The following is a 13,451-nucleotide window of genomic DNA, read 5'->3' as shown; positions in this document are numbered from 1 at the left end:
TTTAATCCCCCCTTCAAATTCTTGAATCAGCTGGAATTTGACTTAAGCACGCTAAAACTATGTTAACAGATTCTGCAGTAAACGGTCCAGGCCCAATATTGTTACTACTGCTGCTATTATTCATTGCTGACATTGCTTCTATTAAGTGATCTGCTCTTACTTTAGTAGTCTCAAAAACTGGAATAAAATTTTGTCCTCTTGTTTTTACATTATCCTCATCTTCATTTAATTGTTGCATAACAAATAATTCTGGTAGAGGTTTTACTTCAAATTGTCTATACTTTGCTGTCCCATTAGTTGTATGTTCTACACCCGCTTTAGCATGATTGCTTTCCATATAATTTTGCTTTGTAATAAGAATACTAACATTTTTTTTAATCAATTGTACAAAATGAGCTTTACCTTTTATCTGAGAAAAATCTTTATTGTATTCAATATCCTCAGCAAGGTGCGAAGAAAATGTTAATAAATTTTCTTTTAATTCTGATATTTTTGTCAATGAAACCTTTTGACCATTCACTTCCATAGATTGTTTTATCTCACTGATATCATCAGCACGTATTTCCAATACTTCAGCATAGTGCTCTAAATCAGATATTTTATATTTCTTTAATCCTTTGATTAATTCTTGCGAATTATTAATATAATCTTGCCATAATTCTATTATTGCAGTATCAATTTCTATAAGCTGTGGATAGTCCTCTTTAGCAACTTCTTCTTTTCTAAAATATTTCTTCCATAAATGAGTCATAAATAGAATTGATACTGATAGATCATTTACTTGTTGATAAAGTTGAGGGACATTATATTGACAATCTGTAAAAGTTCTATAGTAATATTTAGAGTTACCGCATTGCTTGCTATCTTTTGTACCAAAGTTATAGATAATATTACCTATTGTAGAAGCAGTAGCGTTAAGGTAATATGATGCACTATTTTTTATGTTTAGGACAACATCCTTAACGTTAACAAACGGTTGTTTAGATTTGTTGATATTACTTGATACCTGATTGGATGCATCATACTGTACTTTTCTTGCAATTGACTCATCGCAACCTAAAGTATTTTCACTCTTATCATAATTTTCATACTCATCATATTCAACATCTATACTAACCCCATCATCGTCTAGACTGGTAATTTTACTTTTTACTAGTATAGTTTGTTCTTGACTAGATACTTTGCTATATAGTTCTGTTATCCAACTGAAGGGATTTTTCAAAGATACTATATAAGTATTAAACCAATTTGCTGATAAATTAAAGATATAATTAATTGGTGATGAGATACTAGAAGCTGTGCTACTAACTACATAATCATTTGTTGTTTCTTCAACTTGATTAACTGCACGAACTACACGATGATGCTCAGCATCAGTGTTTGAGGTAGGTAGCTGTTGTGTATAAGACACTATTTGATCTATAATATTATCATAGGTGAGATGTTCATTTATTATGTTACTATATTGTTTTATTTTATCAGGAGCATAACCTTGCAACTGTAAGTTATACAATAACTTATTTTTATATAAATCAATATTAAAACCACGCTGATATTGTACATTAGCTGCAAATTGATTATTTTCAACCCTAATCTGATCTCGTATTCTAGTTAATTCAAAAAGATCAAGATTACAATTTTGAATAAAGTGAATCTGATCATGTAATGATGCAAAACCCCATGCCATATAAGCGTCAGTAGCATTTAAAGCGCTAATTGACATTATACATTTTAGAACATATTCATGTGAATTATAATACTCATTGACTTCTAACTGTTTATTTACATCATATAATTTTGTAGCAGTAGAAATCTGTTCTTCCAAATATGATATAGAACAATTTTTTTTATTTAATCCATTGATTCTTATTGGATTTAATCCTAAATCAAATTCAAATGCAGAGATTGCATAAAGCTTAGATTTACACCAATTGAATATTTGAACAGTATATTCAGAATGTTTGTCACTTATTACTATATCATCATCCATAATATCAATTTTTAATCGCTCTGGAGAAATGTCTTTAAATATAATAATACCAATTCTTTCTTGACCTTGTGTTACTGGATGCAAAGTATCATTGACTATTCTATGATTATGACTAATACGACTAGGTACATTAAAGTCTACAACATATTCTTTGATGATATTTTTATAGTTATACTGTTTATCAAAAATTAATGCTCTACGAGATTTTTGTAATAAATCGACATGATGAGTATAATCACCATAACTACCTGTATAAATTTGGTGATCTTGCCATTTTAATGGATCAAGATAAAAATCCTTAAGAACTACAACTAAAGGATAACTATTCTTACCTTCATTTTTCTTATCCAACAATAAAAGGTCATTACTATCTCTATAGAATTGCATATTATCTAAATCACTATCAGTTACTACTTGTTTAATATCTACTGGTGATATAAAAACATTTTTTCTGCCGCTAGCATGATAAAAAGGCAACAATGTTAGATCTTCATCTAACTCAAAAGGTATAAAACAATCTCCATTTTGATCCATTAATATTAAATGCTGATATTCAGTACCTAAAAAGTAATTTTCTATTACAATGTTATCTACTTCAGTAATACTACTACTTCTTTTAGTAATCGATAATTTTAAATTATAACTTTCTCGATTTAATGAAACATTATCTTTTGATGATATAGTTAAAACATCAAGTTGTTTATCCTCTGACTTATTACTAATAAGTATACTACCACTAATATCATCACTAACTATATATACATCACTTCCTTCTCCCCCTTCAGCAAATACAGTATCTTTATCAATACTAATAATATCTGAACCTAAAGATCCAAAAAATACATGAGACAAAGTATTATTATTTTTTTCTGATTTATCCCTAATCACACCAAACACTTCATAATCTTTTTCATTATATGAAATGTCTTCATAATAATCTCTTACATCACTTAAAGAATCTAAGGAGTATGATGTATATAGTTCAAATCTTTTAATATTAACAGTAGTAGTGGAATTATCATTTAAATTTAACTTAGGAATAATATTACTACCATACTTATCTATTAATATAAAGCTAGGCTTATTATCTATACCCAAATAGTTTTGCACATCAAGAGTGAATGTACCATTTTGACCTGATACTATCTCAAAAGACAATGTGTTATTCACTGAATAATAAGTTATTTGGTTACACTCTTCCAATAAAGAAATTTTAGGAAAAACAATAGTACCCTTTCCTTGTACATTGATTTCTGAATTTGAATTCTTCTCTTCATATCCTTGCACTTCTACATAGAAAGTATAAGTACCATTACCACCCATAACTTCAGTATAAGGTCTCACCACAATCTTATTATAATTACAATTTTTAATTACATCTTTTCTATCATTACTATAACCACCACCACTATCAATAAAAACGTCTATAGAGATAATACCTACTCCTGTTATCACATTATAGGTTTTATAACCACTTCCCCCTGTTGTACTACAAGTAATCTCATCAACTTTATTTTTTCTTCCAATATAACGCAATTTACCACGATCAATTAACTTGTTACAATCTTTATGTGCTACCGGTCTTCCTTTTATGGTTTTCTCACCAAAAACATTTATATAATAATAACTATCATTATTTATATGATAACTAGCATTATATATACAATTAAAATGAAAATTGAGATTAAATTCTACAACATCACTTGTTAATGCTCTCATGTCAAGTGTATTAGTAGCATTGTCCCCAAGAATAATAGCCCCCAAAAAAGTATCATTGTTGAAAATAAATTCATTGTTTACATTGTCTCCCCCTATGATTATTGGAGCACCTTCAAAAAGTACAAAAATGTTATTAAGGATATTACTGCCACCTATTAGACCGTTGTTTATGAGTCTTAAATCAAATATACCCCACTGATCACCATCATTACTTTGTTGCTGCTTTCTATGATCATGAACCATAACCACTGCATTATTGCAATAGTGTACAGCTGTTGAAACTGATTTTTTGATACCTTTTTCATAATCTGCACCAGTGATTTCTGGCAAACAAACCATGGTAGCATTCTCAATAGGCTTAGGTAAAACACGCGACAGATTGCCTGTATCAGCATTTTGTTGATACATATGAATTTTTGAAGTTGCTGGATGATTAACTGGTACTTCTCTTATTTCACATATTGTTTCATTATAAAAGCCTCTATATGCTTTTACTCCCAGTTCTTCATCCGGGAAAGGTTGATATGCTAACCTCTGTTCTGTTCTACACTGCGTAATACTACTAAACTTAATAGCTCCCAACCCTATACCATAAGCAACTATATTATTAGGACTAGCTTCTAAATTCTTCCATGCCTCTAACACTATGTTGTTTACTGCATCTTGCCTAGCTGCTAGATGCAGTAAATCACGTGGTGGCTTTTGCAGAAGAAAGGTATGCCAAAAAAGTCTCCAATTTTCGTCATGTGTTGTATCATATTTCTCTTCATATTCTATAATATTGCTTACACCACTATATATTCCATAACCTATCATTAATCCCAAACCAACTCCTGTAGCTGCTAATGGAGCACCTGCAGCTGTAAGTATTATTCCTGCGACAAATGAAACACTGGAAAAAGATATAGAAGCTATATTATCCCTTATTTCTTTATCACTACATGGGTCATTTGTGTTTGCTCTCTTTGTACAGTTTGCAAGTGCAGCACCAGAAATTCCTATCTCAACAATGTCAAAAATTCCTGCTGCAGCGCCTGCAACACCTTTAGCTATTCTTGTACCATATTTTGCTCCTAAGAAATGTACAGCAAATTTTGTATTATGTCCTAAAATACGTGGCACAAATTTACCAGCAAACTTTCCAGCACTACCTACAATTTTTGGTGTAACCTTGACCATTACATTTTCAATCGGTTGTGCTAAAAAAGCATAACCAAGCCCGCTTACACTTAACGCACAATCTCTTGTGGTCCCATCTTTACAAGAAACAATAGTACCATGTATTCCTCTTATTAATTGAATCCTACCAGCAGCATTGAATAACTTTTGCTTTAATCGTGAATTTACCCCTGGAACATTATTACTTAAAAAATCATCTGCTAAATATTGAATACGTTCATTTCGTTTATAATTCTCATACCCGCCATCTGAGACAACATCACTTAATAAGGGCTTATATTCCCCAACAATGTTATCACTACTTGCAGCAATTCTCTCACGAGCTAAACTCAGCAACTGAGCATTCTTACTTTTATCGTTAACATTTTTTGTATATTCTAGAAACTTTTGAGCATCAATTGTTATTTCATCTACATTTCTTGGATCTTTTTTATTAGCATTAAAATTATCTACATCTTCCCATGAATACAGACAACCATTAACACTTCTCCTACTTCTACCTCCACTTAGACATCCCGCTGAAGACACCTGTGAATCTACTGAAGATCCTGCACCTATTATATTTTGTACGTTATTTCTTCTTTCCTGATCTGCATCTAATCTTGTTGAAATATCTTGTCTCTTATTCTTAAAATACTCTTCACCACGTTCACCACTTTTATCTAATTGCTTTCTAGCAAATTCCAACGCTACATCCATATCTTCTTGTAATATAACATTAATATCTCTAGCATTCTCTAGTGCCCAAAGACCACAATTATGACCATCTGTTTGTTGCGGTCCAATTCCAATATCCTTATAGTTTACTTGAGATTGTTGTAATACTTGCTTAATATTATCTTGAACCGGAATACCTAATGAATCTATGTAATATCCATTATATTGTCCATTTTGACGAGCAATAACTAGAGTTACCCAATGATTATTATTTAAATTAACAACCAATGTTAAAGGTCTCTTCTCTCCTTGTTCTACTCTGGTTTTAAATTGTTCTATTTGGTTATTCAAATGTTCTGGTGCTCCAACTACTTCAAATATAGTATTAGCCGTATCTGTTCCATAACCATATTCTATCCTTGCAATATCAGCTACGTCATGTTGTTGTAACCAGTAATCATATGTCCCTTCTCTTGTTGCTTTTTCAAGATATAGTCCCTGCGTGTTATCTTGTGACATGCTCGCAATAGAAGACTGACTTATTCTTCTTCCAACATCTGCTACATTTCTATGACTAATAACAGTTAGAGAACTATGAGAAACATCGTACACAACAAACTTTTCATTTGTTATTATTAAAGAATTAGAATCTTTAGCATCTTGAGTAAAGCCAACAGCTAATGTTGCTACTTTATTTTCTTCTGTCATTGCTTTTATATTAGGACTTTTTCCATACCATACTATTTGTTCACTGACAGCTTCTTCAATTAGCTTTCTCACCTCATTTACAGTAATACCATATTTTAATTCCAGTCCAATTAAAATATCATAAGCAGAAGAGTCTCTACCTATTATACTGATTAATAGATCAATTCTTCCACCTCCTCCTACTTGGAACTCTCGCCTTATGTTAATTCTAAAGTCTCCTTGACCAAAGTTCAGATCACTATAACTGTTAAGCAATTCAGATACAACTGCCTGAAATTCAGCTTCACTTTTAATTAAAGATTTAAGAGGAAATAAAATTTTTCCCATATCAGCAAATAGTTTTTTATAATCTCCCAAATCCGCTTTATTATCTGTATCTTTCCTAATTTGATATTTAACTGCTGCATCAAATGCGTTTCTTAGATTTTCAACCTGATTAGAATCTGGCATATTATGCATTTTCCAATGTCTAGCATTATTTGCTCCAAAATAATCATTTACAGAAGAAGTCACATCTCTAATTCTTACCTCATTACCTTCTCCTAAAAACTTTAAGGAACTCTTACCATCAGATCTGGCATCAACATATACTTCTATTATTTCTTTGCAATTAGCTTGTATTAAGCCCTGTATTCTATCTAGAGGAATTTTTAGTATAGCATCATCAATATCACTCCGTCCTGATTCATGAAAATGCACAATTAACACCCTATTATTTCCCGCATTTCTTCCTTCTGTTGTCCTTTCAACAAATACAACTGTAGTAATAATAGGGTCAACAGGTTTCCTGCTTGCACTTCTCTTTAATTGATGATGGGTAAATACGCGTTTTTCTATCTTTTTCCCTATGAGTTCTACTGAATTTAAGATTGAATGTCCAATGAACGACCTACTTAAATGTTGCCCTTCACCTGAACCTGTTGTACCTGGTAATAAGTTATAAGTTTTCTTTAACTGATCTATAATAATTGTTTTTATATCATTAAGTCTTTCTTGTCCTACATTACCACTATTAATGCTCTCAAAGATGGTTCTAATAATAGGAGTTGGTGGTTGTAACGAAGCAACACTTGCTTCAATTGGATGTGCATAATCCATATTAAAACCAATACGCACTACTTGTTCAGCATATGTAACAAAAGGCATACTATTTTGTTGCAAACCCTTAGAATAACTTTCAGCATCCATTAATGCATGTTTGGGATTTGCTCTTCCCCTTTGTGCCTGTCCAGTTCTCATTTCAATAAGGATAGGAATAGCATCCTTAACGCGTTTATTTCCACGTACTAGTAAAACAATATCAATATAACCTTTCTTTCCTAATAACAATTCTGAATATATTTTTACATTATAGCGATATTTAAAATTCATTAAAGCGCCAACCGTAAAACCATGATCTGCTGCTTCTCTCGCTCCTGAAACATAAAGTAAATTTGTATTGTATTTTCTATTAATATCATAGACATATTCAAGCAATTTCTTAGAATTCTTTTCTACTTCTTGTACATCATTTACATGCATATTCTTTACAACATCTTCTAAAAGATTTGACTTATAATCACCTATAACATGCTTGCGATGTTGTTCTATTCTTCTAAACGGACGTTTAAAACTTGCAGGAATTTCTTTATTTGTGAGCTTATCTACTATTTGAATACCTAACTTATCTTTACCATTTAATCTGCTTATTATTACTGATGCTCCAAATTTAAAATCCATTTCATTAGCTCTGGTATGAGCTCTTGAACCACCATGAAACTGACCATCACGTGTGCTAAATAATATTTTACTTTCTTTTAACCACTCATTATCATTTGTACTAAATAGTATCTCTTTATAATTGTTATCATATCTCTTCTCAAAAATAACAAAAATATATTCTTCTAATCTCTTAGTAGTAGGATTTTCTTTAATAGCTACAACTTTTAAAATTAATGGATCATAAAATTTGAAATGAAGCTCTGCCAATCCTAACTTATCAAAAAGTTCCGTATTTTTTAAAGTGGTAAACATACCAGCAAAGGCATGAGTATAAAACCCCTTTTTAGCTGGTGCCGTGCCTACACCGCTCGGCCTTGGTATCTGGTCTATAAATGACTGAAACCTTTCCTGAAAATTGTTATTTTGATTTGCTTGAAATAGGTGTTCAACTAATTCAGCTTGATATAGCGTTTGGCTCAGCTGAGAGCCAGTATGTCGAGCAGCATCCTGATAATTACTAACAATATTTCTTTCTAAACCAAAATTGTAATGATTACCACCAGCTTGAATTCCACCTGTATTTACATGATATAATTGTATTGGTATACTACCATCTCCGTAAGGAGAATGGCTTACTCCACCAGAATCTACATTAATAGTTGCATCAAGTATGTTACTCATTGCTCTTATTTCAGGTTCACCACCCCAAGAGTTTCGATTTCTCATACTCCTTAAATATTCATCAAAATTACCTGTAACAAAGTTTTTAAATCTATCTTTATTGACTGCAATATAATCAACTACTTTATTTCGTAATCTTTCTGTAACTAATCTATTAAAAATTTCATTACTACGAATAGCATCACTATTTGAAAATGGGTTATATTCTTTAATTAAATTCCTTACATGTTCTACATTGTTTACCTCTCCTTCTCCAAACAGCTTCTTAAATCTTCTTAAAAATTCAGCATCGTTATCTTTCACAGGAATTAAATAATCTAAAGTGGTAGCCCAAAATAAACAACTACCATCTCCTGGTACATTAATTTGAGTAAATGTATCTTGTAATTGATTGTTAGCGTCAGAACGACGATGTCTTATAAGATTCTGTGGATTTTTTTGTTCTAAAAATTTAATAACTCCTGGGTTAGTGTTAAGACTATTTTTCTTAGTAGGGCTTAATGACAACTCCCTACCATCATTAACAATATTTCCCTTCTTTAGATGCCATTTCCTATTCCAACTACTTTTCTCTGATGTCTTCATAACTACCTCAAGATATTTAACATAGCTTTAGTACCACTGTACAAGAAAATTATACTTAATTATATACATAATCTAATTGTCACATAAATTTTATAGGGGTGCAACTTAATTTTTTAATAAAAAAATAATACCAACTTAAAGTTATAAAACAAAACCACCATACTACTACTGAAAAAACAAAAATAGATACGTAAGCTTATTAAAAATAACTAAAACTTTTATTAAAAAGCTATAATGTTTTTTATCTAAATCAGTCAGTTATTATCAACTGCTAGTAAATTCAGAATTATCTCCTTCTCCCATTACTAATACTGAAGAATCTGATAAATCACTACTATCATCTTGTGGATTATCATGATGGTCACTATCACTAGAGTTATAAAATAGAGATTCTTTGTATGATTTTTGAGTGTTAGAAATCATATTGTTTAATTTACCTAACATAGCTTGATCTATTTTTTGTAAAAGTTTTTCTCCTTTAGTATCACCAAATGCATTATATAATAGTTTCTCTAGTGATTGCCTATCATATTGTTTATAAAAATTAAATGCCTGTAAAGAAACTGAGACATCATCACCTGAAATGTTGATGTTTTTTTGTTCTTGATTATCAGATTTGGCAGCTTGTTTAGTTAATACACTCTCTAACTTCTCTAATACTTCTTGATCTGATTTTTCTAAAAACTTATTAGTAGATTTTTTGATAGTGGTCTTAATAGAACCTAAAAGCTTTTGTAATAATTCTTTCTCATTTTGAATATATAGGCTGTAACAAACATTACCCCCTTCAGAACATGTTAAAGTAAATAATTTGGTATGAAGAGTATCCATTGAGTCAAGTATCTTATGGACCGGTTCTAATACTCCAATATTTATAAGATCACCTAATGCACTAGATGTTGTTTCCACAGAATCTTGGAAATGTTGCCTATGACTTTCAAACCCTGGCAAATCCCACAACCAGCTTAAAAACTGTACTGCTTGATCAAATAGAGCTTTAGGACCAGAAACTATATTCTTACATGTACGCCAAGTTAACATCTCATATTCTTCCCTAGGAAAATCACTTGGCTTCAAATATTTAATTACTTTTTCCAGATGTTCGTAAAAACCCTCTCTTAATCTAATCATGACATGAGAACGTCCATGAGCACTCTTAATGAAATCCTCCCTCATAAGTTTCCTAAAAAGCTCCGGTTGTTCATACGAATCTAATTGGTCAATGCAAAAAGCTACAATATAAGAATCATCAGGTCCATAATTATTTGGAGTCTTTATTGCCGCCTCAAATAAAATCTTAGGGTCTTTATTAGGTAGTTTTTTCCAAAAAAATTCTACTGCCTCCTTACTGCCTACTGCTACCGCAGAATCAATTCCATATTTATATAAAACTTGCTTATCATTGATATCACCTGCTAGTTGTTTAAACTTATTTACAAGATCTGGATTGGGGGTTTCAACGTTAACAATATTTGTATAGTAACACCAAAAAGCCGACAATTTATTAGAACTAATAGCAAGATGTATAAACCTTTCTATAGTCCCTATCTCCTTTCTGCTATCAAGTATTCCATTAATATCACTCTCTAAACAGAATTGACAAGCAATATGATAACGTTTTAAACTATCTTCTAATGGTTCACCATCCCATCTTTTAGATATTATTAATTTTTTTGCAACAGCAGCTCTATTAAGTTCAGAACCACTCCAACACTCATTATAAGATAGTATTTTATATATAACTTCAACTGTATAATCACTTGGATACGTTATGCGTTTATTAAGAAAACCTGTATAATATTCAAACCATTTTTTAATTTCAAAACGTTTTACATCACAATATGGATCATCCTCTGCTACTGAACTTGCTAAAAACCTTTCAACTACACTCCACTTTTTATATTCACTATTACTTGGAACAAGTGCGTCTGCTTCAGCTAGCTTATTCTTTACCTCATAAAATTTAGCTTCTACTTCCTTATTATATTTATCATCAGCTTTAGCTATTGCAAGTTCCCATGCTTTATGCAACATTTTTTTTGCCTCTTGATATAACTTATTAGCGGCTTGCTCTTGTTTCAAATTCGCCACCATCTCTGCTCTTTTCATTATCCCCTCCTAAAAATAATTCTGGTTACTGAATGTCAGGTAATTAGCAATTGGTTTTAATGCTTTTTGTTAACGCTTATTAACTTAAATACAAAATCACTCATTAGTAAAAATACCAAATATAAATAAACATCAAACGTCTTTAATAATCCCTAGATATTCACTTAAATATCTATTTATTTAATGGGTTCAGCATACTATTATATATTACTTAATTAATACTGATCTAGAACTTAAGACCATATACATATTAAATGTAACTCAATATCAATGAAATATAAAATACTTTATTTTTACAATTATAATTTCTATTTTGGATGAATAGGTTCTTTGCTTACTTATTTTCTTAAATCTCAATACCTTAAATCATTGCATTCTTGTAACAACAATTTATTTTGCAACATTTTATAACTGGAAATCACGTTCCAACAATGTTGTTCTAATTGCTGAGCAATTTTAGGCATTTTTAAATAAGCGGCTAAGGCTAAAAATATTTGTAAAGTTTCAAACGTTGTCTTCCACACTTTCTCAGGAGATTTGGCTTTGATTGTTTGCATGTTATGCAATCGATCACATAGCTTAACCAATAATAAATCTTTTTTATTTTGTTGATATAATATTTTAACTATTTCCGCTGAGCTTATTTTACTATTTTGTTTGATTCTAGTTAAATCTTCCACTTGACCCGCAACTTTATTGCCAAACTCTTGTGCAATTATTTCTTTAGTAAGTATCGTATCTTCTATGCAATCATGCAGTATAGCTGTGATTATTACATTTGTCCTGAATACGTAATCAGCTACAATATAAGCTACTTCTAGTGGGTGGAAATAATATGGTTCTCCTGTTCCTCGCTTTTGCTTGTCATGATATTCTTTAGCAAAATAAATAGCTTTTTTTATTTTATTAAAATCAACCTTAATTTTAGATTTTCTATTTATTGATAGCAGTTTATCAATTAACCTCTTGCTGTAACGACAATCTATTATGAACTTCTCTTTACTAGATTGAGTAACCATATTAGTTCCACCTTGGAAGGTTAAGTAGATTTAAAAAGTTATAACCTATTAATGTAAATAATTATATTATTTTTTATTTAATTATCATCATAAAGAACATCATCAAGCAGAGGTAATTTTACTGGTATATTACATGTGATAGTAGAACTTTTACCTTTTGTACTTGTTACTTCAATTTCTCCATGTAGCTCATCAATAAGTCGTTTTACAAAACTTAATCCTGAAACTAATTCTTCATATTGGATATCAAACCCATCAAATTCTTTACGTAAATATTCCTGTATTTCTCTGCTCAAACCAATTCCTGTGTCATGTACGATAAATTGCAATACCATTTCTCTCTTATTTTGTTCTGATTCAGATAAAGCGGGACTAATGGCAAACATGTTTACTGTTACTACCACATTACCTTGATTGGTAAATTTTATAGAATTATCTATTAATTGCTCTAATATTGCCTGTATTCGATAAGAATCACTAATTACAGAATTAGTTATATCATATTGAAAATTACATGATAAATTTAATCCTTTATGCTGAGCAATTGGCAGCGCTTTATCAATAATTTTATTTACTAATTGTTGTGGATCAAATCTCTTTAATACTATAGGGATCAGTCCATTATTACTACATAAATTGTTGCTTAATTTATCATAGTAATCCAGTAATTCTTGAATAAAGTCCACTATACTTGCTAAGCAATCCTGCTTTTGCAGATCATCTTCTATTTCATGAAGTAGTGCTACTAATGCAAAAATCTTATTACATGGAATCTTCAAACCATATATTATGCTTTGAATTAAATCTCTTTTAACACATTCCACTTGTTTTAACTTATTTGTTACTTCTTCCAACTCTAATTTATATTTAATTATATCAGCATAATGTGTTACCAGATCAACTTGAGTAGCTTTCTGATTGGATACTGATTCGGATGATGGTATTAATGTGACAAATATTGGGGATAATTGAATTTGCCAATTATGTTTGATAAAATTCTCGAGCTTATTGAGATCTTTTTGTTGATTTTCGTTGTTAATTGCCATAATTTTTCTCTACTGTTTTTGGTTACAAAAATGGTGGCGCAGAGGTTAAAATAATAA

The 13,451-nt window shown here is 30.7% G+C and carries 4 protein-coding genes; all 4 read right to left on the bottom strand.

The annotated features are described in order from the left end of the window. Positions 1-13 precede the first annotated feature (13 nt). Entirely contained in the window at positions 14-9,220 is a 9,207-nt protein-coding gene (locus GCO76_RS01020; protein ID WP_323811226.1) for an OTU domain-containing protein, read from the bottom strand. A gap of 264 nt (positions 9,221-9,484) precedes the next feature. After that, positions 9,485-11,329, bottom strand: a complete 1,845-nt coding sequence (locus tag GCO76_RS01015) for a hypothetical protein (protein ID WP_266264193.1) — start codon at positions 11,327-11,329, stop codon at positions 9,485-9,487. Positions 11,330-11,682: 353 nt separating this feature from the next. Then, the gene (locus tag GCO76_RS01010) at positions 11,683-12,348 is read right to left on the bottom strand and encodes an HD domain-containing protein (protein ID WP_266264194.1); all 666 of its coding nucleotides are present in this window, start codon (positions 12,346-12,348) and stop codon (positions 11,683-11,685) included. Between the two features lie 77 nt (positions 12,349-12,425). Continuing rightward, positions 12,426-13,394 (bottom strand): sensor histidine kinase, encoded by a 969-nt coding sequence (locus tag GCO76_RS01005; protein ID WP_266264196.1) that lies wholly within the window; start codon positions 13,392-13,394, stop codon positions 12,426-12,428. Positions 13,395-13,451: the final 57 nt, after the last annotated feature.

It is taken from the genome of Rickettsia koreansis, assembly GCF_046532895.1.
GTDB classification, from domain to species: Bacteria; Pseudomonadota; Alphaproteobacteria; order Rickettsiales; family Rickettsiaceae; genus Rickettsia; species Rickettsia rickettsii.
Note: the sequence above shows the minus strand (reverse complement) of the source record. Positions and strands in the feature narration are given on the sequence as shown.